Source organism: Hyphomonas sp. UBA4505, assembly GCF_002388685.1.
Taxonomy (GTDB): Bacteria; Pseudomonadota; Alphaproteobacteria; order Caulobacterales; family Hyphomonadaceae; genus Hyphomonas.
In genome coordinates, this window is sequence record NZ_DGMZ01000005.1 from 15,851 (window position 1) to 40,561 (window position 24,711).

22 protein-coding genes are annotated in these 24,711 nt (G+C 60.2%); 13 read left to right on the forward strand and 9 right to left on the reverse strand.

Annotated features, from left to right (window positions below; all coding sequences use genetic code 11):
- Positions 1-2: 2 nt before the first annotated feature.
- Both B3527_RS03350 and B3527_RS03355 read right to left on the reverse strand, forming a co-directional pair.
- Positions 3-644 carry a carboxymuconolactone decarboxylase family protein gene (locus B3527_RS03350; RefSeq protein ID WP_290478558.1) on the reverse strand — a complete coding sequence of 214 codons (642 nt, stop codon included), beginning with the start codon at positions 642-644 and terminating at the stop codon, positions 3-5.
- 110 nt (positions 645-754) lie between these two features.
- Positions 755-1,375 carry a hypothetical protein gene (locus B3527_RS03355; protein ID WP_290478557.1) on the reverse strand — a complete coding sequence of 207 codons (621 nt, stop codon included), beginning with the start codon at positions 1,373-1,375 and terminating at the stop codon, positions 755-757.
- A gap of 248 nt (positions 1,376-1,623) precedes the next feature.
- On the opposite strand from B3527_RS03355, the gene B3527_RS03360 reads away from it, so the two are divergent.
- Both B3527_RS03360 and B3527_RS03365 read left to right on the forward strand, forming a co-directional pair.
- A complete protein-coding gene (locus B3527_RS03360; RefSeq protein WP_290478556.1) occupies positions 1,624-2,415 on the forward strand; it encodes a hypothetical protein in 792 nt (263 codons plus the stop codon).
- Between the two features lie 184 nt (positions 2,416-2,599).
- Complete coding sequence (locus tag B3527_RS03365; protein WP_290480612.1) at positions 2,600-3,493, forward strand: LysR family transcriptional regulator; 894 nt, start codon at positions 2,600-2,602, stop codon at positions 3,491-3,493.
- A 349-nt stretch (positions 3,494-3,842) separates the two neighbouring features.
- Here the strand turns inward: B3527_RS03365 and B3527_RS03370 are convergent, their stop codons facing one another.
- On the reverse strand, positions 3,843-4,307 hold the full coding sequence (locus B3527_RS03370) for a Dps family protein (RefSeq protein ID WP_034812667.1): 465 nt from the start codon (positions 4,305-4,307) through the stop codon (positions 3,843-3,845).
- Positions 4,308-4,411: 104 nt separating this feature from the next.
- Positions 4,412-5,623, reverse strand: coding sequence for a pyridoxal phosphate-dependent aminotransferase (locus B3527_RS03375; protein ID WP_290478555.1), 1,212 nt, complete (start codon positions 5,621-5,623; stop codon positions 4,412-4,414).
- A 260-nt stretch (positions 5,624-5,883) separates the two neighbouring features.
- Between B3527_RS03375 and B3527_RS03380 the strand changes: the two genes are divergently transcribed.
- Positions 5,884-6,195: a hypothetical protein gene (locus B3527_RS03380; RefSeq protein WP_290478554.1), complete on the forward strand. Its 312-nt coding sequence runs from the start codon at positions 5,884-5,886 to the stop codon at positions 6,193-6,195.
- 39 nt (positions 6,196-6,234) lie between these two features.
- Positions 6,235-8,109, forward strand: coding sequence for an excinuclease ABC subunit UvrC (uvrC, locus tag B3527_RS03385; protein WP_206992419.1), 1,875 nt, complete (start codon positions 6,235-6,237; stop codon positions 8,107-8,109).
- Here uvrC and B3527_RS03390 read toward each other — a convergent pair.
- Positions 8,106-8,666, reverse strand: coding sequence for a TetR/AcrR family transcriptional regulator (locus B3527_RS03390; RefSeq protein WP_290478553.1), 561 nt, complete (start codon positions 8,664-8,666; stop codon positions 8,106-8,108). The genes uvrC and B3527_RS03390 overlap by 4 nt on opposite strands.
- 163 nt (positions 8,667-8,829) lie before the next feature.
- Between B3527_RS03390 and B3527_RS03395 the strand changes: the two genes are divergently transcribed.
- On the forward strand, positions 8,830-10,152 hold the full coding sequence (locus B3527_RS03395) for an oxygenase MpaB family protein (RefSeq protein ID WP_290478552.1): 1,323 nt from the start codon (positions 8,830-8,832) through the stop codon (positions 10,150-10,152).
- 63 nt (positions 10,153-10,215) lie between these two features.
- Here the strand turns inward: B3527_RS03395 and B3527_RS03400 are convergent, their stop codons facing one another.
- Complete coding sequence (locus tag B3527_RS03400; RefSeq protein WP_290478551.1) at positions 10,216-11,709, reverse strand: M20 family peptidase; 1,494 nt, start codon at positions 11,707-11,709, stop codon at positions 10,216-10,218.
- 120 nt (positions 11,710-11,829) lie between these two features.
- Between B3527_RS03400 and B3527_RS03405 the strand changes: the two genes are divergently transcribed.
- Positions 11,830-13,200, forward strand: coding sequence for an MFS transporter (locus B3527_RS03405; RefSeq protein WP_290478550.1), 1,371 nt, complete (start codon positions 11,830-11,832; stop codon positions 13,198-13,200).
- Here B3527_RS03405 and B3527_RS03410 read toward each other — a convergent pair.
- Positions 13,197-13,808 (reverse strand): DUF924 family protein, encoded by a 612-nt coding sequence (locus B3527_RS03410; RefSeq protein ID WP_290478549.1) that lies wholly within the window; start codon positions 13,806-13,808, stop codon positions 13,197-13,199. The genes B3527_RS03405 and B3527_RS03410 overlap by 4 nt on opposite strands.
- The gene (gene ubiG / locus B3527_RS03415; RefSeq protein ID WP_290478548.1) at positions 13,805-14,581 is read right to left on the reverse strand and encodes a bifunctional 2-polyprenyl-6-hydroxyphenol methylase/3-demethylubiquinol 3-O-methyltransferase UbiG; all 777 of its coding nucleotides are present in this window, start codon (positions 14,579-14,581) and stop codon (positions 13,805-13,807) included. Before ubiG ends, B3527_RS03410 begins: the two co-directional genes overlap by 4 nt.
- 93 nt (positions 14,582-14,674) lie before the next feature.
- On the opposite strand from ubiG, the gene B3527_RS03420 reads away from it, so the two are divergent.
- The 5 genes from B3527_RS03420 to B3527_RS03440 all read left to right on the forward strand — a co-directional run bounded on the left by B3527_RS03420 (position 14,675) and on the right by B3527_RS03440 (position 21,085).
- Positions 14,675-15,922: an aspartate kinase gene (locus B3527_RS03420; RefSeq protein WP_206992426.1), complete on the forward strand. Its 1,248-nt coding sequence runs from the start codon at positions 14,675-14,677 to the stop codon at positions 15,920-15,922.
- A gap of 26 nt (positions 15,923-15,948) precedes the next feature.
- A complete protein-coding gene (gene ptsP, locus B3527_RS03425) occupies positions 15,949-18,213 on the forward strand; it encodes a phosphoenolpyruvate--protein phosphotransferase (protein ID WP_206992427.1) in 2,265 nt (754 codons plus the stop codon).
- Positions 18,214-18,305: 92 nt separating this feature from the next.
- The gene (locus tag B3527_RS03430) at positions 18,306-19,259 is read left to right on the forward strand and encodes a helix-turn-helix domain-containing protein (protein ID WP_290478547.1); all 954 of its coding nucleotides are present in this window, start codon (positions 18,306-18,308) and stop codon (positions 19,257-19,259) included.
- Between the two features lie 65 nt (positions 19,260-19,324).
- Complete coding sequence (gene ispG / locus B3527_RS03435; RefSeq protein ID WP_206992429.1) at positions 19,325-20,458, forward strand: flavodoxin-dependent (E)-4-hydroxy-3-methylbut-2-enyl-diphosphate synthase; 1,134 nt, start codon at positions 19,325-19,327, stop codon at positions 20,456-20,458.
- A gap of 18 nt (positions 20,459-20,476) precedes the next feature.
- Positions 20,477-21,085 carry a trimeric intracellular cation channel family protein gene (locus B3527_RS03440; protein WP_206992431.1) on the forward strand — a complete coding sequence of 203 codons (609 nt, stop codon included), beginning with the start codon at positions 20,477-20,479 and terminating at the stop codon, positions 21,083-21,085.
- Here the strand turns inward: B3527_RS03440 and B3527_RS03445 are convergent.
- On the reverse strand, positions 21,054-22,262 hold the full coding sequence (locus tag B3527_RS03445) for an acyltransferase family protein (RefSeq protein WP_290478546.1): 1,209 nt from the start codon (positions 22,260-22,262) through the stop codon (positions 21,054-21,056). The two genes, B3527_RS03440 and B3527_RS03445, sit on opposite strands and share 32 nt — an antisense overlap.
- 181 nt (positions 22,263-22,443) lie before the next feature.
- Here B3527_RS03445 and B3527_RS03450 point away from each other — a divergent pair, with 181 nt between their 5' ends.
- Positions 22,444-23,298 carry a LytR/AlgR family response regulator transcription factor gene (locus B3527_RS03450; RefSeq protein ID WP_206992433.1) on the forward strand — a complete coding sequence of 285 codons (855 nt, stop codon included), beginning with the start codon at positions 22,444-22,446 and terminating at the stop codon, positions 23,296-23,298.
- A gap of 74 nt (positions 23,299-23,372) precedes the next feature.
- Positions 23,373-24,677, forward strand: a complete 1,305-nt coding sequence (locus B3527_RS03455; protein WP_290478545.1) for a hypothetical protein — start codon at positions 23,373-23,375, stop codon at positions 24,675-24,677.
- Positions 24,678-24,711 lie beyond the last annotated feature (34 nt).

The window sequence follows — 24,711 nt, forward strand, 5'->3', positions numbered from 1 at the left end:
GTTCAGTTTCCTTCCTTGTCGACCATCGACATGACGTCTGTATCCGATCCATCCGGTGCAGCGATTTCGACGACGCGTTCATCCACATCATCATATTCCAGTTTCAGTGCACGGCTCATGATGGCGTGCATCATATAGGTGCAGGTGATGTAGGTGAATTCGAGGATTTCCTCGTCCGACAATTCCGCTTTCAGGGCCTCGAACACGCCATCGGGCACGCGGCCGCGTTGCAGGACCAGACCGTCCGTATAGGCGAGCACGGCGCGTTCCAGCGGGCTGAAACAGTCTGCGACCTGCCAGTGGGGAATGGCGGCGATCTGGTCTTCGGTCAGGCCGACATCGCGGCTGGCCTTGCAATGCTGAGAGAAGACAAATTGTGAGCCGACGGCAAAGCCGGCGCGGATCTGGCCGAGTTCGCGCAGTTTCGGATCGAGTTTGCGGTTCTTGGAGCGGTAGAACTGGAAGCCTTCGGTCGTGTGCTTGAAGGCATCCGGCACAATGTTGAAAACTGTCCACCAGTTTCCGGGCGTTCCGGTTGCGGTGCCGGGCTCGGCAATCGGGTCCCGGTCTTCAAACAGCAAATCGAAAATCTGGTTCGCGAACGGATTTCCGGCTTCGCGGCCCGCCTGTTTCAGTCGTGGCATACGCGTATCCTCCCGGTCGGGAGTGTACCACCACGCGGAAAGAATGACAGGCATGACAAGGGGCCGTCACGCGAGGGAAACGGGCGAACAGGGCAGGTTTTCAGGGGGAGTCAGCCAGAGCTTTCCCATGTTTCCAGCCCGGCGCTGATCTGCGCGGGCAACATGGCGGCCAGCGCGCCAAGCTCAGGCGAGAGGCGAAAGGCGGGCGTTGCTGCGCCGACCATTGGCTTGGGCTCGCCGTTTTTCTGCAGGCGGTTGAGGGTGCGGGCGAGGCGGGATGCGTGGGCTTCGGGCGCGGCAATCACGCGCCGGAGCGCAGCGATGCGGGCCATCAGCTTGTGGGGGGAAACGGGTCCATAACTGGTACCGGAAATGTCCGGAAAGCCGCCGGGGCCTTCAAAGGCCTGGCGCGCGGGCAGCAGTTTCAGCCGTCTGGGGGAGAGGCGCGGGAAGATGGCCAGTTCGACGCCTTCGGGCAGGTCGGGCTCTGGCGCGGGATTGGCGGGAGCCGGGCGCGGCGGCGTCGGGGCCAGCTGCAGGCCGAGCGCCATCAGGAGGATCAGCCGACGGACGATTGTCTCAAGAATGCGGAGCCGGCCGGAGACGCGCTGCGCCAGGCCGCGTCCGATCCGCTTCGGCCCCAGATGCAGGTTCGCCAGTGCCGACGCATCCATCACGGCAAGGGCGGCGTGTTCCAGCCCGCGTTTGAGAATGTCGGTCTGCGCATCCATGCGGGAAGTATGGGGGAAGGGGCTATCAGACGGATAGGGATTTAAGTTCGGGTGTCTCTCCTGCTTGGCCAGCTCAGGCGCAATTGTCAGGCTTGAAGTTCACATCCTCCAGCAGTACGAATGATTACTGCATAGAGGTTGCCGAGGGAGAAGTTTCTCTGAAGCAGGCAGAGAGCGGTGATGCACAAAAGAAGAAAGGTCTGTGATATATGAGAGATCCCATTCCCGATCCCAGCGATCCGCACCCCATGAGTGATTCCGACATGTCGCGCATGGTGCATTTCGATAAATTACCGGGCGTGGTCCAGGATCTCGTGCGAGATATGCCGGTCTGGCGGACCCACCCTGCCGCGCTTAACAGGGTAGCTGTCACAATTTTCGTGCCGGACAATCTGGCAACGGAAGATGAAGCTGATTTCTGTTGGCTTCACCCCATGACGGAAGAGTGCTTTCTGAACGCGGTGACGCCCACAGGTGTTGATCCATTACACCCGCAATGGCCAAGTCCGGGAAAGGGTTTTGAGAGTTTAAAGGAGGCGTCGCTTGTCCTTAGCTTGGACGCCGAATTTTTCGATACGCAGGAAGAGGCCGACGAGTATTTCCGGAACGATCCAATTACCATTGCGAGGTTAAGGAGTTGCCTGCTTGCCCGCCCGGAGGGCACCCGGAAGCTTCTGAGCCTTTTCGAAGATCAGTTAAGTGTTCGTGAGGCCACATATGATGAGGCCTTGCTGAATGATATAGCGCCGCAACTGACGGCGATGGACGTTACAGTTGTTCTGGATGCGATTGATCTGGAGCGTTCGTCTTACAGTATTGAGAAGCTCGGCAATGGCTATTTTTTTCTCAGTAAGTTCAAGAGTATGCATCTTCGGCCAGAGGTGACGAAAGGTCAGCTTCTGTTCCGGCCTGATCGGGAGCGCTACCAGATTTGCGTTGCCAAGTCCGTGTTTCCTGAACTTGAGGCGGTGTCCCCAAACATCAGATTCAAGTCCCTGGTCGCAGGATATGTCCCTGAGTCCTCTATTTTGCAGTGGTGATTTTTGTATGCAGAATTGCCCAATGCAATTGCCTCTCCATCAGAAACCTCAAAGGCGTTCACCATCTGGCGGGTATCGCTTTGCTCAATCCATCCTATAGGCAGCGCCGCTGCGGCCGCCCGCATTCTCTGCTTGCCGTGGGGTCATTTAGGCGTCACAAACGCTCCCCATGGATTGGGGCAAATTGAAATCTTTCCACGCGGCAGCCGAAGCAGGCAGCCTGACGTCTGCGGGTGAACGGCTGGGCATTTCGCAGTCGGCTGTCTCACGTCAGATTGCGGCGCTGGAAGAGGCGCTGGGCGTCTCATTGTTTCAGCGGCATGCGCGCGGCCTGGTGCTGACCGATAGCGGCCACACCCTGTTCCGCTCAACCATGGAAATGGCGACAGCAGCGCAATCGGCCAATGCCTTGCTGAAGGACCAGCAGGAGACCCCACAGGGCGAATTGATCGTGGCGGCGCCGGTGGCGTTCGGCTCGACCTGGCTGGTGCCGCGCCTGGGCGGGTTTGCCCGCAAGCATCCGGACATGAATCTCGACCTGCGCCTTGATGACAGCCGCGAATATGACCTGCTGAAGCTGGAGGCCGAATGCGCCATCCGCCTGTGGGCGGCGGACAAGGCGGACCTGATCCAGCGCAAGCTGGGCACGGTGGCGACCAATCTCTATGCCTCGCCGGAATATCTCAAAGCCTATGGCATGCCACGCACGCCGCAGGACCTCGATAATCACCGGATCATTGCCTATGGCGATGAAAGCTCGATGCTGGATGTGATGAGCTTTGCCTGCCGTGTGGGCCGGGATGACAGCCCGCCGCGCCAGGCCGCACTGAAGGTGAACAATGTGTTCGCCATGTTGCGGGCCGTGGATGCCGGGCTGGGGATTGCCGACGTGCCGGACTATATGGCCGGGACCATGCCGCGGCTTGTGAAAGTGTTGCCGGAGACGGTCGGCCCGATCTTCGATCTCTACTTTATCTATCCGAGCGATCTGCGCCGCTCGAAGCGCGTGTCGGCCTTCCGGGACTTCATCACCGCAGAGACCGAGATCCTGCGCCGTCCGGCTATGCGTCAGAATTAGTCAGAAATGCGACATCCATGCATAAGTGCATGAAAGCTTTGCTGTCATGTTGGTTGTAATCATCGGGGGAGAGGTTATCTACCACGCATGCCAAGGGCCTCGGGCATTAACCCAATCATTCCTCCGATTGGGCGTTTCCTCCCCCCTACGGGGCCCGATACTTACAGCCCGGCGCGTTCATTCGCTGCCGGGCCTTTTTTTTGCCTTGAATTCAGGGCTCTAACGGCCGCTTTTTCATTAACTGAATGCAAGATTGCCGCGCCTCATGGGCGCGGTCAAGCCCATGAGGCACGGCAAGTGTTGTGCAGTGCAATATGCAGGATGCGCCAATCCAGTATTGGCGGGCGGATCAGAGGTTCGCGCGCAGCATCCAGGCTGTTTTTTCTGCGATCGCCGCGCGCTGTGTCATCAGGTCTGCGGTCACCGCGTCGCCATTGTCTTCGGCAATTTTCAGGCCTGCCTTGCCAGCGCGGCTGACGGCTTCATGCCCTTTGACCAGATTCTCGACCATCGTGTCGGCGTCCGGAATGCCATTGTCGGGCTTGATCGTGGCTGGCTCTACCATTTCTGCGGGTGATGTCGGGGCGAAATGGCCCAGCGCGCGGATGCGTTCGGCAATCTCATCCAGCGCCATCCAGAGTTCGTTATACTGTGTCTCGAACATGGTGTGCAGGCTGTTGAAGCGCGGACCGGTGACATTCCAGTGATATCCGTGGGTCTTGGAATAGAGTGCATAAGTCTCCGCCAGCAGAACGCGCAGGGCGTCAGCGGACGTATTACGGGCTTCGTCGTTCAAACCGATATCTACAGGCATGGGTTAACTCCTTTGTCTCTCTTATCAAAGACGTAAGAGCCCCGATCGTTCCATGCCAATCAATAGGGGGAAGGCCGGATATAGGATTGTTCTATAGCAGTTTCCTATGTCAGATTTGCGCAGAAACGCTGGATGCGCGTGAGGGCTTCCTGCAGCGCCTCGGTTGAGGTGGCATAAGACACGCGGAAGGCCGGGGACAGGCCGAACGCCTCGCCGAAGACGATGGCCACCTTTTCCTGCTCCAGCAATTCGGCGGCGAAATCCTTGTCGCTTTCAATCACCTTGCCGGACGGGCTGGTCTTGCCGATGACGCCCGCGCAGGACGGATAGACATAGAAGGCGCCTTCCGGCGTGGGGCAGGTGATTCCTTCGGCGGCGTTGAGGCCGGCGACCACCATATCGCGGCGTTGCTGGTAGACGGCGCGGCGTGTGGGCAGGAAATCCTGTGGGCCGTTCAGCGCTTCGACGGCGGCCCACTGGCTGATCGAGCAGGGATTGGATGTGGTCTGGCTGATCACCTTGCGCATGGCGGTGATCAATTTTTCCGGGCCGCCCGCATAGCCGATGCGCCAGCCGGTCATGGCATAGGCCTTGGAGACGCCATTTACGGTGAGCGTGCGCTCGTACAGGGCGGGCTCGACCTGGGCGATCGTGAAGTATTTGAAGTCGTCATAGACGAGGTGTTCGTACATGTCGTCGGTCAGAACCCAGACATGCGGATGGCGCAGCAGGACGTCGGCGAGCCCGCGCAGCTCAGCCTCGGTATAGGCGGCGCCGGTCGGGTTGGATGGCGAGTTCAGGAGCAGCCACTTGGTGTTCGGGGTGATGGCGGCCTCGAGGGCTTCGGGTGTCAGTTTGTACTGGGCATTCGGGCCGCATTCGATGGCGACGGGCGTGCCGCTGGCGAGCAGGACCATGTCTGGATACGACACCCAATAGGGGGCCGGGATGATGACTTCGTCGCCGGGGTTCAGGGTGGCGAGGAAGGCATTGTAGATGACCGGCTTGCCACCCGGCGCAATGTGGATCTGGCTGGGCGTGTAGGTGAGGTCGTTCTCGCGCTGGAACTTGGCGCAGATCGCCTCCTTCAGCTCCGGGATGCCATCGGCGGGCGTGTATTTGGTCTTGCCATCGCGAATCGCCTGGATGGCGGCGTCCTTGATATTGTCCGGCGTGTCAAAGTCCGGCTCGCCCGCGCCAAGACCAATCACGTCATGTCCGGCCCGTTTCAGCTCATTGGCCTTGGTGGTGACGGCGATGGTGGCAGATGGCTTTACGCGGTCGAGGGCATCGGAGAAGCGGAAGGTGTCGGACATGAGGTTTTCCCGTGAAGTGTCACGCGCGGCGGCGTTTGCCTTCGCTTAATCCTGAGGACCCCGGCCCGCAAGGGGAGGGCGAGGGTAATTCTGACGCACGGGCCTCAAGGGCCAGCCTCAAAGCCTTTCTGAGGCCTTAACAACATTCCCAAAAATCACCTGCGCGCTTGGGCCAGACTATTAGCCTTGTTTTGGCATGATGCAGGATTATGCAACCCAGTCGAAAGGCGGTCCCGAAAAGGGATCAGTGATACGGAGCCATGAGCATTTCATCGAGTAGGGACCTGTTGAATCGGGTTCTGGACAAGGTCGCCGAAGTGGCCAATGAGGCCTATCTCGAATTCTCACGTTGGGTAGATCGTCTCGACGACATGGAGAAGCTGTTCTTCATGGTCGTGTTCATTCTGATATTGTTCATGCTGATCCTGGTGCGGGCAGGGCGTCGCAAGGCCGACCCGGCACGGGGGCGATCCTTCGTCTCGTCGATCGTCCTGGTGATGCTGTTCAGCTTCGGTGCGGGATGGATGATTGATTCCCGGTTTGACGTTCAGGATGTAATGAACTTCTTCTGAGGCTCGCATCCCCGGCCAAGCCGGACTATCTGTTGAGGCATGAACCCGACTGATTCCGGCGCAGCGTCCCTACGGGGCATTGACGTCATCAAGGACAATCTCAAACGACTGCCTGCAAAGCCGGGCGTCTATCGCATGTTCGGTGAGCATGACGATGTCCTGTATGTGGGCAAGGCGCGCGACCTGAAGGCACGGGTCTCGAACTATGCGCGGCTCGGCGGGCATACCCAGCGGATCGCCCGCATGATCTCCATGACCAAGCGGATGGAGTTCGTGGTCACCGAGACGGAGACCGAAGCGCTGCTGCTGGAAGCAAGTCTCATCAAGAGCCTGAAGCCGCGTTTCAACGTATTGCTGCGTGACGACAAATCGTTTCCCTACATCCTGATCCGCCGGGACCATGAAGCGCCCCAGATCAAGAAGTATCGCGGGTCCAAGATGGATCAGGGCGACTATTTCGGTCCGTTCGCCAGTGCCGGGTCTGTCATGCGGACGCTGGACACATTGCAGAAAGCCTTCCTGCTGCGCACCTGTGAGGACAGTGTCTACAGTGTGCGCACGCGGCCCTGCATGTTGCACCAGATCAAGCGCTGTGCGGCGCCCTGCGTCGGACTGATCGAGACCGAGGACTATCAGGCCCTTGCCGATCAGGCGGCAGACTTCCTGCGCGGAAAGGGGGCCGACCTGCAAAAGCGCCTCGCCGCCGATATGGAAGCGGCGGCAGATGACATGGAATTTGAACGTGCGGCGCGCCTGCGCGACCGGATCCGGGCGCTGGCCCATGTGCGTGCCAGTCAGGATGTGAACCCGGAAGACATCGAAGAGGCAGATGTGTTCGCCATCGAGATGGATGGCGGGGTCTCCTGTGTGCAGGTCTTCTTCATCCGGGCGGGACAGAACTGGGGGGCGACCGCGCACTATCCACGCCATGAGCGCGAGCAGACACCGGAAGAAGTGCTGTCGGCCTTCCTCGTGCAATTCTATGACAAGCGCCCGCCGCCAAAGCTGATCCTTGTGAACAAATTACCGGACCAGGCCGAACTGATCGCTGACGCGCTTGAGCTGAAAGCCGGGCGCAAGGTGGAAGTGCGTCGTCCCGAACGGGGCAGCAAGAAGGACCTTGTCACCCAGGCCGCGCGCAATGCGGGGGAAGCCCTGTCGCGCAAGCTGGCCGAGACGGCCAGCCAGACGCGCCTGCTGGCCGAAGTGGCGAAAGTGTTCGAGCTGGAGACTCCTCCGGAGCGTATCGAGATCTACGACAATTCTCACATTCAGGGTACAAACGCCGTGGGCGGAATGGTGGTTGCCGGTCCGGAAGGCTTCATCAAGAACGCGTATCGCAAGTTCAATATCAAGGATACGAGCATCGAGCCGGGCGATGATTACGGCATGATGCGCGAGGTGATGCGACGGCGGTTTTCCCGCGCCCTGAAAGAGCGCGAAGAGGGCAATGGCACAAACTGGCCAGACCTTGTTCTGATTGATGGTGGGTTGGGGCAATTGAACGCCGTGATCGAGGCGTTGGCCGGAATTGGCGTGACCCCGGAAGATGTAAACCTCGTCTCCATCGCCAAGGGCGTGGACCGGAATGCCGGACGGGAACAATTCTTCCGGCCGGGCCGCGCGCCCTTCAAGTTGCCGGAAACCGCCCCAGTGCTCTATTACCTTCAGCGCCTGCGCGACGAGGCCCATCGCTGGGCGATTGGCGCACATCGGGCAAAACGCTCTGCTGCAATCAAGACCTCACCCTTGGACGAGATCGAAGGGGTCGGTCCGACGCGGAAGAAGGCTCTGCTTCACCATTTCGGATCGGCCAAGGGCGTCTCGCGCGCGAAGGTCGCCGACTTGATGGAAGTGGACGGCGTCAACGAAGCTTTGGCCGAACGCATTTGGGGCCATTTCAATAGCGGCTAAGCTGACCGCGCAGTGGTGCGTGTCATCAGGCTTTCGATATAGCTTTCCACCAGATGGACGAGTTCATCTTCCAGAATGTCCGCATCGAGTTCCAATTCCGGTTCTGCGGCAGCCGCTCTCAGCAATTGCACGACAGTGTGTGTCAGGATGAAAGCCGCTTCCCGGCCGTGGGGGAAATCGAAACTTTGCTGCCCACTGATGGATTCAAGGAAGGCAAAATGCTGACGGCTCATGACATCGCTGCCGCCAGAGCGAAACAGGACGTCTGAGAGGATGAGCCGTGTTTGAGGCGAACCTGTGGGGCCATGCATCAGTGCCCGGATGACAGCACGTACGGGTGATGTCTCAGGGGAATCCAGAACAATCTTCGTGATCATTTTGCGGACATTGTCGCTTTGGCGCTGACTGAGCGCAAAGAGGATGGCTTCCCGGTCGGCAAAATACTGGTAGAGCGTGCCAATACTGACGCCAGCGCGCTCAGCGATGTGGTTTGTGGTTAAATTTGTGAGACCATCCGATTCCAAAAGCTGAAACGTTGCTTCCAGAATGGCTTCCACCGTTGCCTGAGCTCGGGCTTGCCTTGGTTTTCTTCTATTTTTTTCAGTCACTTGTGCATTCCGATTTGCTTGACCCTGCGTACATCCTGATGCGAGTGGAATATCTGAGCTTTGCTTACATTATAGGGCGGCGACTGCCAAGAACACTACAGGAGGCGTCTGAATGCATCCCTCGCTCGCGCAGGTTCACGACCGGATTGAGCTGCAGAAATCAGCCTTGCCTCAAATGTATGGCGATGTCGATTTCACGCAGACACCAGAACGCTACACTCAGGATGTAGCGGAAAGTTCACTACCGCCATCGCTGCACAATATGGCGCCGCCTCCAGCGGATATGGTTGCGCGGGTCAAGGCCTATACGATGTTGGGGGATGTGACGGCTGATGCCTATGCGGCCCTGATGGGTGAGTATGGTTTCAGGCGGCTCGTGGATATGTTGACGACGGCCTGCGATGAGGGGCTGGAAGCTGTGCCCGATGCGCCGCCGGAACTGGTGGCCCTGATCACGGAAATGGAAACCAGGCCGGACTGGCTGGACATGGACATGGTGCGGAAGGGCGCGGCGCTGAACCGTCTCCCCATGGCGGTGACGTCCCCGTGGATGATCCGGGGGGCGTTCCTTGCAACCTTCATGAACAAGTATACCGCGCTGCCCATGGCGATTACGGGCACGCTCGGATATTCGACATCTGCGCGCCGCGTCAACGAGACGGCGACTTTCTTTACGGTGACCACGCTGCCCGGTGCGCTGGAGCCGCGTGGGGAGGGCTTCAAAGCCGCTGCCATGGTGCGGCTGATGCATTCCATGGTCCGGTTCAACATCCTGCGCAAGATGAAAAGCTGGGACGTGTCCGTGTACGGCATTCCGGTGCCACAAGTCGACCAGATGCCAGCTGGCCTGATCGATGTGTTCCTGCTCGCCTACCAGATGTTGGATGAGGGGCGTACCGAGTTCACTGCGGATGAGCGCGCCCGTGTTGAGTTCAGCCGCTATCGCTGTTACCTGCTCGGCCTGCCGGAAGATTTGCTGATGGACACGCCGCAGGGCATTGTTGACATCATGAATGCCCGGGGCGCGTCCATCCGCCAGGGCTTTGACGACGAGACTTGTGGCACACTGGTGCGCGCCACGCTGGAGGCGTATTTGCCACCAGACCGCAAGCTCGGTCACCGCATATTCAACGCACTGGAAAAGCGGCTCGCGCGGCTGGTCCTGGTGAAACACTTTCTTGGCGGTGACAGCCAGAAAGCGCGTGAGATTGGCGTGCCAGTCGGGCCGCTGGACTATGCGGTGGCGATGGGCCTGTTCCCTTACATCTCGGCCAAGATGGCACTGTACCGGTTTGCCCTTTCCGTGCCCGGATTACGCGGCATTGCGGATCGGCGACTGACGGCGCGTATCCGCAAGTTGCTGAAACGCTACGGCCATGCCGAGTTCACATCAGATGCTGAAGCTTACCGTCCTGCAGTCCCCGTGGCTGCATGACGGTGGGAGGGGAGTTTGGTGCCCCCCGAGGGACCCGGGTGGGCGGGGGGCATCAAACGTTTTTTAGTCCCCACTATCCATTGCCACAATGATCTGGGCATAGCCTTCCGACAGGCGTTTCATGTTCTCGACCGCGAGACGTTCATTGGTGCCGTGAAAGCCTGAAAGGTCGGTCGGGTTCAGCACGGACGGCGCGAAGCGGTAGACGCTGTCGGTGATGGCGCTGGCATAGCGGGCATCCGTGGCACCCAGCACCAGGCCGGGTGCAACTGCGGCGCCGCCGCCTTGCGCTTCGGCTACGCTGGCGAGCACGGCATAGGCCTTGTTGTCGGTAGGCGAGACTGGCGATGCTTCGCTGCCGCTGATGCCGCCGTCGGAGACCGTCACCTCAATCCCCTTGATGTCAGACGTGACGTCTTTCACGTGTTTGATCACGTCCTCGACCGTATTGTTCGGGTGCACACGGAAATTCACGGTCGCCATGGCGCGCTGGGCCAGAACATTTTCCTTGGCGGAGCCGGCCAGCATGGTGGGCGCCGTGGTCGTGCGGATCATGGCATTGCCGGCCGGGATATCGGCCATGGCGGAATCCACGCTGCCTGCGAACAGCCAGAGATTGGCAAAGGCCATCTTCTGCATGAAGGGCAGGTCCGGGGCGGAGACGCGGAAAAGATCAGACACCGGAGGTTTGGAAAAGTCGGCTGGCATCTGATTCTCATCCAGCGCAACAATGGCGCGAGCGAGACGGACCGCAGCAGAGTCGCGTGGCGGTGTGGATGAATGCCCGCCCTCGGCCAGCGCGGTCAGGGTGAGCGTCAGATAGCCTTTCTCGGAGACGCCGATATAGGCCATTGGCTTTCCGGTCAGCGGGGAAGGGTCAATAATCGCAAAGCCTTCGTCCAGTGCCATGACCGGCGAGATGCCGCGTGATTTCAGCAGGGCGATACCAGCCTCGGCACCATTGCCGAGCACTTCCTCGTCATGGCCAAACATGATGAGGACGGTGCGCTTGGGCTGGAACTCGTTTGCGGCGAGCGCGTCAGCCGCTTCCATCAGGGCGACGAGGCTGCCCTTGTCGTCAAGCGCGCCGCGACCATAGACATAGCCGTCGACGATCTCGCCTGCGAAGGGCGCGCCGGTCCAGTCGTCCTCAGTGCCGATGTTCACCGGTACGACGTCCTGGTGGGCCATCAGCAGCAACGGGTCGAGCGAGGGATCTGATCCTTCCCATGTGTAGAGCAAGGACAGGGTACCGGGCACGAGTTCACGGCTCATGGCGGCGTGCGCGGCGGGATAGGTCGTCTCCAACCAGTCATGCAATTCCAGCCACGGGCCTTCCTGACCGACGCGCGGGTCGCCGGAAGCGACCGTGATCGTGCGGAACTGGATGGCTTCGCTCAGATGGCTTGCGGCGCGATCTGCGGAGACTTCGGGCACAGGGGGAAGCTCTACGCGTTCGCCCGTCGCCGCGCCGCCATATGTGAATGTGCGGAACAGGATCACCGCCACCAGAAGCACAATGAGCGCGACGACCCCGAACAAGATTTTCTTCAGCATTGGCCCATTTCCTCCCGGCACATCTTTTATCCGGTGTCAGGCCCGACCGGCGCGACGTCAACCGTTCCGGCAATAAAAAAATGACTTGGCCGTCACGTTTTTACCGGGCAGGCTGCGCACATGACTGACGCAAGTGGCCCGCGCCTGTCCCTACCGAGAGTACTCGCCTTTTCCTCACTCAGCGTCCCGCTGGCGGGGGTGGGGTTGCCGTTGGCCGTGTATCTTGCACCGCTTTATGCGAACGAGGTGGGGCTGGGGCTGGAGCTGACAGGATTCCTGTTCATGGTGCTCCGCTTCTGGGACATCCTGACCGACCCGGTGATGGGCTTCGTGGTTGACCGATACCGTAGCCCGTGGGGCCGTGTGCGCCACTGGATCGTGCTGAGCGTGCCGATACTGGGGCTGGCGACCTATTTCATCTACATGCCGGAGCGCGGCGCGGGGCCGGGCTATTTCGTGGTCTGGATGCTGCTCTTCTATGTCGGTTTCACCCTGTTGCAGACCGCGCGGTCAGCGTGGGTGCCCGCCATTGCGACCGACTATGATGATCGCTCCCGCTTCTTCACATGGGCAGAAGTGCTCAGCATCATTTCGATGCTGGCCTTGCTGGCTGTGCCAGCGATCCTCGCTGCAGCTGGTGTCGAAGTGGACCGGTTCGGGCAAGTCGAGGTCATGGGCTGGGCGCTGCTTATCTCCCTGCCGATCGTGGCCTTCCTCGCCTGCACCTTCGTGCCGGACAGGCCTATGCGCGGCGACAAGGGCGAAGCAGCCAAGTTTGATCTGAAAGCCATGATCGCGGCGCTCGGGAACAGGTTTCTCGGCGTCGTCCTGTCCATGGAGCTGCTGGTCGGGACGGCCGTGGCCATTACGGCGTCAAACTATCTGTTCGTGGCAGAATACGTCTTTGGCTTGTCGGATTCCATGTCCAGCGTCGTGCTGATGATCTTCTTTTCTACGGCTGTTGCAGCGTTGCCCTTCTGGCTCAAATTCTCGGCGCGGACAGAGAAGAACACCGCTTTTCTGTGTGCGGTGATCATGGGGATGTCGAGCTATGTGATCTACTATCTTGCCGGACGTCTCGGCGGAGGTTTCTGGGCGCTTCTGATCGGCGCGCTGGTCAATGGTGCCGCCTTCAGCGCCCCGGTTGTTATCGCGCGCTCCATGGCGGCCGATGTGGTGGAGTATCAGGCAGCGAAAACCGGGGAAAACCGCGCCGGGATCTACTATTCCCTCCTGACAAGTGCCTACAAGATCGGCAGCAGCCTGGCGTTCGGTGTTGGCTATTTCGTGCTGGGACGGGTGGCCGGGTTCCGGCCGGGTGCGGAGAACTCCCCCGAAGCCCTGCATGGCCTCCTTCTGGTATTCTGTGTGTTGCCGGTGATCCTGTACGGCCTCGCGGCGCTTGTCGCATCGCGCTACACGCTGACCCGCGCCATGCAGCGGGATATCAGCAAGAGCCTGGACCCGCGCGGGCCGGAAATGCTGGACTAGAAGCCGCCGCCTTCTGCCAGCCACTCGGCTTCTTCCGCGGTTGTCTCACGCCCAAGCGCCTTGTTCCGGTGCGGGAACCGACCAAAATCCTGAATCACCTTCAAGTGCTGGTGGGCAAAATCCAGCGTGCTTTTCGCGAAATCCTTGAACTCCGGACGCGCATCCGCGACCAGTTCTTCGAACATTTCGACGCAATGTTTCTGGTCTTCCAGGGATTCCGAATGTTCCAGTGGCAGGCAGAGAAAAACGCGCTCTGTTTCGCTGAGGGATTTGTGCTCATTCAGCGCGAGGCCGTCCTTGCACATACGAAGGGCAAGTGAGTCCTGATGGAATGCGCGAGCGTCTCCCCGGAACAGGTTGCGGCTGAACTGGTCAAGCACAATGATTGCGGCCAACCGTCCGCGCGGGCCCTCGGCCGCCCAATCATCGGCGAAGGGCATGTGCGAAGCATCGTCCAGCAGGCCCAGGAACCGATCCCGAATTTCGGCATCGGTCTCGCCCGATTTGCCGAACCAGAGCTTGTGCTTTTCCTTCAGGTTTTCGGCAGAATGGCGCGTATCGCCGATCCAGTAGGCCAGCACATCTTCGGGGGTGGGTATTTTCGTCATTCGGCAGGTCTCCGGGCCACGATCATGTAGTTCACCTTGGTATCGCCGGAGAGCTTCCAGCTGTCGGCCAGCGGATTGTAGGAGACGCCAACGGCCGGTTCGGTGACGAGGCCTGCGGCTGTGAGTCCGGCATCGGCCTCGTCCGGCGTCACGAATTTTGACCAGTCATGTGTGCCGCGCGGCAACCAGCCCAGCACGTACTCGGCACCGATCACGGCGGTCGCTAGCGCCTTGGCGGTGCGATTCAGTGTGGCGACAATCATCAGGCCGCCCGGCTTCACGAGACCGCCCGTATCTTTCAGGAACTGGTGCGGGTCAGCGACATGTTCGACAACTTCCAGATTGAGCACGATGTCGAACAGGGGCTCTCCGCTTTCAATCAGGCCTTCGGCTGTGCCTGCGCGATAGTCGATGTCGAGGCCTTGTTCGCTGGCATGCGTCATCGCTGTCTTGATGTTGGCCTCCGAGGCATCCACGCCGGTGACCGACGCGCCCAGCCGTTTCATCGGCTCGCAGACGAGCCCGCCGCCGCACCCGATATCGAGCAGTCTCAGGCCGTCCAGCGGGCGTTTGGCCTCCGGTGCAATCCCGAAATGCTTCTCGGCCTGGTCACGGATGAAGCGCAAGCGCACAGGGTTGAATTTGTGAAGCGGCCGAAACTTGCCGCGGGGATTCCACCAATCTGCAGCCATCGCTGAGAACTTGGCAACTTCGTCCGGATCGATGCTGGGTGTGGCAGGCGCGTGGTCTGCCGTGTCTTTTGCTACTGTCATAGTTCAAGAAACCTGTTTGATCCGGGCGTGAACACCCCCTATGAGGGCGAATATAGTGGGATATCCCAAGAAAACGACAGGATATGGGGCGAAATGGCGCGCACGGTTCTGAAATTTGGCGGCACATCCGTAGCTGACCTTGATCGCATTGCGAATGTGGCGGACATCGTCGCCGCACGTGCGGAAAAAGGCGAGCGCATGGCGGTGGTTGTGTCCGCAATGTCGGGCGAGACCAACAAGCTGGTGGGCTATGCGGAAGGCGCTGCGGGCGATGCCCTTCCGCGCGAACAGTTTGACGATGAGTATGATGTGGTCGTGGCCTCGGGTGAGCAGGTGACGGCAGGTCTTCTCGCATTGGCGTTGCGCCGGCGGGGCCTGAAGGCGCGGAGCTGGCTCGGATGGCAATTGCGGCTGAAGACAAACAAGAGCCATGGCCGCGCGCGGATCATGGGCTTTGATGATTCCACGCTGCCGGACGCGATTGATGCCGGCGAGATTGCCGTCATCGCTGGATTCCAGGGTGTGACCGACGATGACCGTGTGGCCACGCTTGGCCGGGGCGGTTCGGATACCAGCGCCGTGGCGGTTGCCGCCGCGCTTGAGGCAAGTGTGTGCGACATCTACACAGATGTGGACGGCGTCTACACCACCGATCCCCGGATTGTGCCCAAGGCGCAGCGGATCGAGAAAATCTCGTTTGAGGAGATGCTGGAACTGGCATCCCTCGGCGCCAAGGTTCTGCAGACCCGGTCTGTCGAGATGGCGATGAATCACAATGTGCCCGTAAGGGTTCTGTCCAGTTTCCTGAAGCCGGGCGAGCCGAACCCCGGAACCATTGTCTGCTCAGAGGAAGAAATCGTGGAAAAACAGGTTGTCAGCGGCGTTGCCTATTCCCGGGATGAAGCCAAGGTCACGCTCTATGGAGTACCGGACAAGCCGGGTATCTCCGCCAAGATCTTCTCGGCCCTCGCCCGCGCCGGGGTGAATGTGGACATGATCGTCCAGGCGCAGGCGCGCGGGCCGGAACAGGCCAACATGGTATTCACCTGCACCGACCGGGACAGCCCCATTGCACGCGACACACTTGAGAGCATGCATGAGGAAATTGGCTATGAGCGCCTCGAAGTTGTGCGCGACGTGTCGAAAATTTCCATCGTTGGTGTTGGCATGCGTAGCCATACCGGCGTCGCAGAGACAATGTTCAAGGCTTTGTACGAGAAGGGCATCAATATTGACGTGATCTCTACTTCGGAGATCAAGATTTCAGTACTGATTGGAGATGCCTATACTGAGTTGGCCGTTCGGGCCCTCCATACGGCATTCGGCCTTGACGCTGCCTGATAGAGGCTGCGACATACGGGCTGACCATGCCTTATAATCTGCCCGCGACGCGCTTGCTGATGAACCGGCTCCGCCAGGTTATGGCGGAGGAAGGCGAAACACGGTCTCGGCTCGACAAGGTCGTGCGCCTGATCGCCTCCACCATGGTGGCTGATGTCTGTTCCATCTATCTCAGACTGCAGGGCGGCGCGCTGCTCCTCATCGCGACGGAAGGTCTCAAGGCCGATGCTGTCGCCGCCACACGCCTTAGCGTGAATGAGGGACTTGTCGGTCTGGTTGCACGCCGCGCCGAGCCGATGGCCATTCAGGACGCGCCGCGCCACCCCTCATTCTCCTACCGGCCGGAGACCGGCGAAGACCCGTTCCACGCCTTTCTCGGTGTCCCGATCCTGCGCGGCGGACGTGTCATTGGTGTCCTTACGGTTCAGAACCGGACCGAGCGGGCCTATGATGATGAGGAAATCGACAACCTCCAGACAATCGCCATGGTGCTGGCCGAGATTGTCGATCGAATTGATCCCGATGCGCTGAACAATGGCGGTAATGAGAAGCGAGAGCGCAACACGGCATCCTTGACAGGACGCGTGTTTTGCGAAGGCCTCGGTTATGGGCGCGCTGTGTTGCACGATCCGGTCGTGCCGGCCGCGAAATTCTTTGCGGCGGATCAGGTGACAGAAAGCAAGCGCCTGTCCGAAGGCATGGCGGAGCTGAAGGCCTCTATCGACCGCATGATGGCATTGGATGGCGCCGCGCTGGGCGAAGACCCGCGCGATGTGATGGAAACCTATCGTCTGCTGGCACATGATCCGTCCTGGGCCGAAAAGCTGCAGGAAGGCGTGAAGTCCGGGCTTTCCGCTGAGGCGTCGGTTGACCGGGCGCGGCGCGAACACCGCGCACGTCTGCAAAGTGCGCGCGACCCTTATTTGCGCGAGCGGCTGCACGACCTCGAAGATCTCGACAACCGGCTGCTACGCATTCTCGGCGGGGAAGAGGGCAAGCCCCAGATCAGCGAGGAGCGCAGCGTGCTTGTCGCGCGGCGGCTTGGACCGGCAGAACTGCTGGAATACTCCAACACCGGCCTCAGGGCGATCCTGATGGAGGAGGCAGCCGCCTCGTCTCATGCGGCCATCGTTGCACGCGCCCTTGGTATCCCGACACTGGGTGGCATTGCCGGCCTGACCACACGCATCGACCAGGGCGATTGGGTCATCGTCGATGCCGAGGATGGCACGCTTCATATTCGCCCGGATGACTCCCTGTACGATGCGTACAAAGGGCGGGTTTCGCTGCGTTCAGAACGTCAGGCAGGCTATGAAGCGCTGAAGGATCTGCCAGCCCGCACGACCGATGGCACGGAAGTCTCGTTGATGCTGAATGCGGGGCTCGACCTCGACATGGACATGATGAAACAGGCAGGCGCTGACGGCGTAGGCCTGTTCCGCACTGAATTTCAGTTCCTCGTCTCGGAATCTCTGCCCAAGCTGAATGACCAGATCGACCTCTACAAGCGCGTTCTGGACAAGGCCGATGGCAAGCCGGTCATCTTCCGCACAGTGGATCTGGGCGGCGATAAAGTGCTGCCCGCGCTGAACTTGCAACGGGAAGAAAACCCCGCGTTGGGCTGGCGGTCGATCCGGTTCGCGCTGGACCATAAGGGCCTGTTCCGACGCCAATTGCGCGCGCTCGTCCGCGCCGCTGGAGAGCGACCGCTGACCGTCATGTTTCCGATGGTGACGGTGGCGTCCGAATTCGAGGAAGCGCGAGATCTGTTGCTGACAGAAGTTGAATGGTCGGCAAAGCGCACAGGCCGCCGACCGTCACGCGTGGAAGTTGGCGTGATGCTGGAGACGCCAGCCTTGGCGTATGGTTTGCCGGAACTTGCCGGCAAGGCGGAATTCCTGTCGGTCGGGACGAATGACCTGATGCAATTTTTCTTCGCGGCTGACCGGATGACGCCGCATGTATCGGATCGCTACGATCTGGTGTCACCCAGCGCATTGCGATTCCTGAAAGAGGTCTCGGACGCCTGTAAAACTCATGGCATACGCATGTCCGCGTGCGGGGAAGCGACGGGATCAACCCTGTCTGCGCTCTGCTTCGTGGCACTGGGATTTACCACATTGTCGATGTCGGCGGGCTCTATTGGACCGGTCAAGCAAATGATAAGGTCATTCGACTTGCAGGCATTCAGGCCCGACTTTTTGGCGGCTCTGGACGCCCCGAAGCAGGATTTCCGTAACCAAGTATTAGCCTTGGCAGCCGATCATGGGATTGAGCTTTCTGATGGTTAATATGGACTGGCCCATATAATAACCACATTCATGGACCAGAAATTGCGCTGCAGGGAGGGGACACCCTCGCTGTATCGAAGAGCTGGAAGAATATGGCACACGACGACCTGACCCCTGAGCACGACCGTGATGATGCGAGCCCTGCGGCATCGCAGGACACGTCTGCGAGCGTGTCGGAATCTGAGTCGAATGAGACGGAAATGACCCCGCGCGAACGCGCCATGGAGATTTTCCAGGCGCGCGAGTTTGATGGCGAGACGTTGCGTATGGGCCAGGTCCTGCGCCGTGTGCGGGAGGCTTTGGGCCTCGAAATCGCAGACGTTTCCCGCGCAACATTGATGCGCAAAGACTATCTGATGTGGATTGAGCGCATGGAAGTCGGCGAACTTCCACGTGGCGGCTATTTGACCGCGATCCTCAATACTTACGCCAAGTATCTCCAGCTGCCGGAAAAGGACGTAATCCGGATTTACAGTCAGGAATGCGGCGCTGTCGAAGAAGTGCACAGCGACGCCCCGGTCCCCAAGATTGGCCAGATCGCACCGGAAAAGGCCAAATGGCCACTCGCGGTTGCTGCGGCCGCGGTCTTGGTTGCGCTGGGCGCAGGCGCGCTCGGCGTGTCGCAATTGGTGCGCCCGAATGTCGAACTTTCCGCCGAACCTGGTGTCGTCTCCGTAAATGGTGCGCGTGACAGCCTGTTCGCGGAATCCACGAAATCCGATCGCCCTGTCCCCAAGAATTTGCCGCTGGAACTGGTGGCGGTGAAGCAGGGCTGGATGGAAGTTCGCGGCGCTGATGGCACGATTTTCCGCAGCCGCGTAATGGCTGCCGGGGAAAGCTATTTTCCGCGCCTTCAGGCCGGCTGGACCGTGTCTGCCCGCAATGGCGGCGCCTTTGAATGGCGTGTCGGTGATGTCACGATCGGCCCTCTGGGCCCTGAAGGCGCCCAGGTATTTTCGGCGAGCATTGATGACCAGATTGGTCGTGCCACCGACGCGGCGGCCCCAGCCATGGCTGCCAATGGTGGCAACAAGGCGACCCGCTAGGCTTGCCATGAGCCGCCGGACCCGCCATGTGATCCGGGACACTCACCGGACAGGACCCCGCGCCCATGTCGCATAATCCAATCCGTCCCTGGCGCAATATCGAGCGCCGGAAATCCCGCCAGATCCGCGTTGGCAACGTGCTTGTGGGCGGCGATGCCCCGATTGCCGTGCAGACCATGACGAACACGCCGACCGAGGATGTCGCCGCCACGCTCGCGCAGATCGAGCGCGCCGCAGAAGCGGGCGTAGACATTGTGCGCGTCTCCTGCCCAACGGAAGACTCCACAGCGGCGATGCCGGAAATTTGCCGGGCGAGTCCCGTGCCAATCGTCGCGGACATCCATTTTCACTACAAGCGCGGTATCGAAGCCGCCGACGCTGGCGCGGCTTGCCTGCGGATCAATCCCGGCAACATCGGGTCTGAAGCCCGGGTGAGGGAAGTCGTGGCAGCGGCGCGCGCCAATGGGTGCTCCATCCGGATCGGCGTCAATGGCGGCTCGCTGGAGCGCCACCTGCTGGAAAAATATGGTGAGCCGTGTCCGGATGCGATGGTCGAGTCGGCGCTGGACCATGCCCGTATCCTCGATGATCTCGGCTTCCACGACTATAAGATTTCGGTAAAGGCCTCGGACATGTTCCTGACCGTGGCGGCCTACCAGCAACTGGCCGAGGCAACTGACGCGCCGCTACATTTGGGCATCACTGAAGCTGGCGGTCTGCGCACAGGTACCGTGAAATCCTCCATCGGCATGGGCGCTTTGCTCTGGGCTGGCATTGGCGACACAATCCGTGTCTCGCTTTCCGCCGATCCGGTGGAAGAGGTGAAGGTCGGCTTCGAGATGCTGAAGTCGCTCGGTCTGCGGACACGCGGCGTGAACATCGTGGCGTGTCCCAGCTGTGCGCGGCAGGGTTTTGACGTCATCAAGACTGTCGAACTGCTCGAACAGCGCCTTGCGCATATTTCCGAGCCGATCAGCCTGTCGATTATCGGCTGTGTCGTGAACGGACCGGGCGAGGCGGCCCTGACCGATCTAGGCTTTACCGGTGGCGGCAAGGAAAGCGGCAAGATGTTCGTCTCCGGCCGCGCCGACCATAATGTCTCGAATGCCGAAATGGTCGATCACATTGTCGGTCTCGTGGAGCAGAAAGCCGAATCCCTGCGCCGTGAACGCGAGGCGGCCGAGGTGGCAGCCGAATAGGCTGAACCTGCTCAGCATATGACCCCTGACCTTCTTCTCCTGTTTGCCGATCGGATCGGCGTGTTCGTCTTTGCGATCTCTGGCGGCATTGTCGCCGTGCGCAAGCAAATGGACATGTTCGGCGTCATTGTGCTGGCCTTCCTGCCAGCGATTGGCGGCGGCACACTGCGCGACCTGATCCTGTCCCAACCAGTCTTCTGGCTGGAGGACACGCAGACCCTCGGGCTTGCGGTCGCAGGAGGCTTCACCGCCTTCTTCTTTCATCGCTGGCTGGAGAATTTCCGGCCCCTGCGTTGGGCCGATGCATTCGGCATGGCGCTGTTTGCGGTGACCGGCGCGGCGAAGGCCATGTCGCTTGGCTTTGGCTGGCCGGTCGTGCTGATCATGGGCACGATGACGGCAAGTGCAGGCGGCTTGCTCCGTGATGTCGTCGCCAATGAAGAGCCGCTGCTGCTCAAGAAGGATATTTACGCAACAGCCGCCCTGATGGGGTCGCTCGTCTATTTCCTGCTCAAGTTGAGCGCCGTCGAGGAGACCTTTGCCTTTGGAGGCGGCCTCCTCGCAGCCTTCATGATCCGCGCGCTGGCGATCATTTTCAAACTGTCGCTGCCGCGCTCGCCTTTCTAGAGACGGGCGACGCGCTGGCGGGCTTCAGCCCGAATAGCGGCCGCAGAAAGCCGACGCGGCGGATGACCAATTCGTGCAACAGGGCACATCCGGCAAATGTGCCTCCGATGACAAGCGGCGCTTCGATCCCGACAGGCAGTTCCTGCCGGGTCAGCCAGTAGCCGAGCATGACGGTCAGCGTCTGGTGCAGGATGTACCAGGGGAAGATCGCCTCGGTCATGTAGGTCAGCGCACGGCTGGGCCGGTTGAGGTAGCGTTCGGCGAGGCCGAGCAGGGCTGCGATGGTGATCCAGGCATAGGCGAGGCGCGCAATGCGGGCTGGCCAGATGATCCAGTCCCAGTCTCCGCCCTCGCTGAGCATTTCCCAGTTTTCCCAGAGGACAGACAGGCCTGCGCCGAGACCGACCATCAGACCGACCGCAAAGGGCAAGACGCGGCGGATTGCGCTCCAGAAATGGACGTCCTTGGCCAGCAGGAAACCAATCATCAGCATGGTCAGGCTGTGGGCGTGATTGGCCCAGTCCCAGGTGAGGTCGTGGGTAGTTTTGAAATAGGGATCGAGGGTAATGCGGTAGAGTATGTGGGGCAGTACGGGCAGGACAAGCGCCGCGGCTGGCCCCCATTTTCCGCCGAACAGGCGCTTTGTGATCCGCGCGCCGGTGCCGCCCATGAAGCGCGCGATCCGACCCGCAAATGGCGCCAGCATCAGCGTGTAGACCAGCAGGTACACAATGTACCAGAGATGGTTCCAGGTGGGGGTTGTGATCGAAAAATCCGACCCGAAATCAAGGTATTGAGGCCAGAAGGCTAAGAAACTGCCTGAAAACTCCCCGGATTCGACCAGCTGCAACCAGCTTTGCGGCGCGACCACGACCGCCATGCCGAACAGGATGGGCAGGCCCAGACGTACGACGCGTTCCCGGGCCAGTTTCGAGCCGCCCAGCTTGTCGGCTGCAAAGCGTAGCGCCACGCCGGAGATGAAGAAAAGCAGCGCGAGGCGCCACGGGTTCAGCAACATCATCGCCCATTCGGCCTCAGGGCCTGCATGCACGCTTTTCACGTGCCAGCCCCAAGTCACGTAGAACATGCCGGAATGGTAGAGAATGAGCAGGCCAAACGCGATAATGCGCAGCCAGTCTAGATCGTATCGGCGCGGGAAGGCGGGAGCGTTGGGCATGGGTTTCTCCTGTGGATTTGACGCCAGCCTGTTGGGGACACGGGTCCAAGTCAGCTCGGATGGGGCGATCGGTGTGTCGGGGGGATGAAAGGCCTCTGCCAGGGGTGTGCGGCGGTACCTGGGGACGAAATCCTGAGATTTCTGTTCCAGCTCCAGCCCGGCTTGTGGCAGGAAGCGGGTCATGGAACCTCGCAAGCTGCATCCCGAGATCGAAGCTGACCGTCGCGCAGACCGGAAGACGTGGATCTATTTCGGATGCTTCTTGTTCGCGTCATTTCTCGTGGAGTCCTTGTCAGATCAGCATTTGCTGAATCGGGTTGGGGATCCGTACCCAAACCTGCCATGGCTGAGCCAGGCGACGTCGCATGGCGTGATCCTGGCATTGACGCCCTTTATCACTTTCATGCTCAGCCGGTTCCCACTCTCGGCGGGGCAGTGGCGCACCAATCTGCTGGTGCATGCAGCGGCGACAATACTGTTCTCGGTCGTACATATCCTGGCCATGGTGGCCCTGAGGAAACTGCTCACGCCGATTGTGTTCGGCATTCCGTATGATTTCGGGCTCTCGAATGTTTCGGTCTGGCTCTACGAATACCGCAAGGATGTGCTGAGCTATTCGCTGATCGCTGCGATCTTCTGGATGAACCGACTGGTCGAGCAACGCGCACTTGATTCCCGGGTGGCGCAAAGCGACGCAACTGATTTGCATCGGCTGACGCTGAAATCCGGTGGGCGTTCCTATTTCGTGAATGCCCCGGATGTGATCTGGGCCAAGGCGGCGGGCAATTACGTCGAAGTTGTCACCAAGGGCAAATCCTATCTGGCGCGCCTGACGCTGACAGAGCTGTCACGTCTGTTGGATGCCGCTGGCGGACGGCATGTGCGGGTGCACCGCTCACACATCGTCAACCTGGACCATGTGCAGGCAATTGAGCCTACCGGCGAAGGGGATGTGACCCTGCGGCTGGACACGGGCGACGAGGTACCGGGCTCGCGGCGGTATCGCGCCCAGTTCGAGCCGGAACGGGCGGCCTGACCACTTTTCCGTGAGGGGGTAGGCGACCGGATAAATGCCGCTAGGGTGCCGGAACAATTTTCTCGGAGAGGTCCATGCTCAACGTGTTTCGTGCCCTTGTCTGGTTTCTTGTCCGCGTGCCGCTCTTGTTGCTCATTTTTGTGACCGCGCTGATCATGAGCAGCTGCACCATGCTGGGCCTGAATTATGCGAGCCTGGAGACGGCCAACAAGCCTGCACCCCAGCCTGAACTTAATGTGGCGGCGATTGTAAATGAGCCAGCTTACCGATCAGACGTTATGCAGGGCTTTGAGGACGTTCTTTACGGGCCATGGCCGGAAGGACTACCGATCGAATGGGGTGAGCCACGTCTGGTCGATGCCAATTTGCTTAGCGGAAAAGGACGGCTTGAAGAGATACCTGTCACGATCGGTGAAGGTGAGGGTGCGAGCCAATTCTGGTTGGCTGTAGCCACTCCCGCCGGGGATGGGCCATTCCCGCTTGTGATCAGCCAGACCTTTTCTTCCAACTGCGCGGCCTTTCCCGGTTACCCGGTCACCGCGACCGACGGAACGATCTGCGAGGGCAGCGAGATGGAGGGTACATTCGGCTTCATCGCGACCCAGATCTTCGGCACATATATCGCCAAAGTGCCGCTCGACCGCTTCATGGATTCGGGCATTGCCTATGCGAGTTTCTATGGGTCGGATTTTGTGCCGGATCGCCGCACTGAAGCGCCGGGCGTGATGGCCAATCTGGGCGGGCCGATCAATCCAACCAGCACGTTGATGGCTTGGGCCTACGGGTATTCGGCCGCTATGGACGCGTTGGAGGGACGCGAAGCGATCGATTCCGACGCGATAGTGCTGTTCGGGCATTCGCGGTTCGGCAAGGCTGCGCTGATCGCGGGCGCCTGGGACCGGCGGACTGACGGGGTCATTGCGCACCAGGCCGGGTTCGCTGGCGCATCGCTCTCGCGTTCGGAAACAGGTGAAGGATTGAAGCGTATGGCAGAATCCTACCCGCACTGGCTGGCGCCTGAGATACGGGATTGGCTGGATCGGCTGGACGAATTGCCGGTGGATCAGCACCAATTGCTGGGCCTGTTGGCGCCAACCCCCGTCTTGCTAGGCAATGGACGCCGCGATGTCTGGTCCGATCCGAATTCCTCCTTTCGCGCAGCCCTTTCGGCCTCAGACGTTTATGAAGCGGCTGGTGAGCCGGGATTGCCAGCGGGCGGCATGAAGCAGGATTTCGTTCCAGAGGCGGGGATTGCGTGGTGGCTGAGGCCGGGCGGGCACAGCATTGTATCGGAAGACATCGACACGTTCATTGCTTTCGTTCACGCACAGTTTCCTGAAGCCTCTCGGACGCAAAGTGCTGTTCATGCTGCAGAATAGTGCCTAAGCTCCCCTCAATAAAAAAGCTGTGGGA

Excerpts from the sequence above, each read along its gene's own strand:
- B3527_RS03405 (WP_290478550.1), top strand. The coding sequence starts at position 11,830 with ATGACTGACGCAAGTGGCCCGCGCCTGTCCCTACCGAGAGTACTCGCC.
- ubiG (WP_290478548.1), bottom strand. The coding sequence starts at position 14,581 with ATGACAGTAGCAAAAGACACGGCAGACCACGCGCCTGCCACACCCAGC.
- uvrC (WP_206992419.1), top strand. The coding sequence starts at position 6,235 with ATGAACCCGACTGATTCCGGCGCAGCGTCCCTACGGGGCATTGACGTC.
- B3527_RS03370 (WP_034812667.1), bottom strand. The coding sequence starts at position 4,307 with ATGCCTGTAGATATCGGTTTGAACGACGAAGCCCGTAATACGTCCGCT.
- B3527_RS03395 (WP_290478552.1), top strand. The coding sequence starts at position 8,830 with ATGCATCCCTCGCTCGCGCAGGTTCACGACCGGATTGAGCTGCAGAAA.
- B3527_RS03455 (WP_290478545.1), top strand. The coding sequence starts at position 23,373 with ATGCTCAACGTGTTTCGTGCCCTTGTCTGGTTTCTTGTCCGCGTGCCG.
- B3527_RS03440 (WP_206992431.1), top strand. The coding sequence starts at position 20,477 with ATGACCCCTGACCTTCTTCTCCTGTTTGCCGATCGGATCGGCGTGTTC.
- B3527_RS03380 (WP_290478554.1), top strand. The coding sequence starts at position 5,884 with ATGAGCATTTCATCGAGTAGGGACCTGTTGAATCGGGTTCTGGACAAG.
- B3527_RS03375 (WP_290478555.1), bottom strand. The coding sequence starts at position 5,623 with ATGTCCGACACCTTCCGCTTCTCCGATGCCCTCGACCGCGTAAAGCCA.
- B3527_RS03400 (WP_290478551.1), bottom strand. The coding sequence starts at position 11,709 with ATGCTGAAGAAAATCTTGTTCGGGGTCGTCGCGCTCATTGTGCTTCTG.
- B3527_RS03445 (WP_290478546.1), bottom strand. The coding sequence starts at position 22,262 with ATGCCCAACGCTCCCGCCTTCCCGCGCCGATACGATCTAGACTGGCTG.
- B3527_RS03430 (WP_290478547.1), top strand. The coding sequence starts at position 18,306 with ATGGCACACGACGACCTGACCCCTGAGCACGACCGTGATGATGCGAGC.
- ispG (WP_206992429.1), top strand. The coding sequence starts at position 19,325 with ATGTCGCATAATCCAATCCGTCCCTGGCGCAATATCGAGCGCCGGAAA.
- B3527_RS03360 (WP_290478556.1), top strand. The coding sequence starts at position 1,624 with ATGAGTGATTCCGACATGTCGCGCATGGTGCATTTCGATAAATTACCG.
- B3527_RS03355 (WP_290478557.1), bottom strand. The coding sequence starts at position 1,375 with ATGGATGCGCAGACCGACATTCTCAAACGCGGGCTGGAACACGCCGCC.
- ptsP (WP_206992427.1), top strand. The coding sequence starts at position 15,949 with ATGCCTTATAATCTGCCCGCGACGCGCTTGCTGATGAACCGGCTCCGC.
- B3527_RS03410 (WP_290478549.1), bottom strand. The coding sequence starts at position 13,808 with ATGACGAAAATACCCACCCCCGAAGATGTGCTGGCCTACTGGATCGGC.
- B3527_RS03420 (WP_206992426.1), top strand. The coding sequence starts at position 14,675 with ATGGCGCGCACGGTTCTGAAATTTGGCGGCACATCCGTAGCTGACCTT.
- B3527_RS03450 (WP_206992433.1), top strand. The coding sequence starts at position 22,444 with ATGGAACCTCGCAAGCTGCATCCCGAGATCGAAGCTGACCGTCGCGCA.
- B3527_RS03350 (WP_290478558.1), bottom strand. The coding sequence starts at position 644 with ATGCCACGACTGAAACAGGCGGGCCGCGAAGCCGGAAATCCGTTCGCG.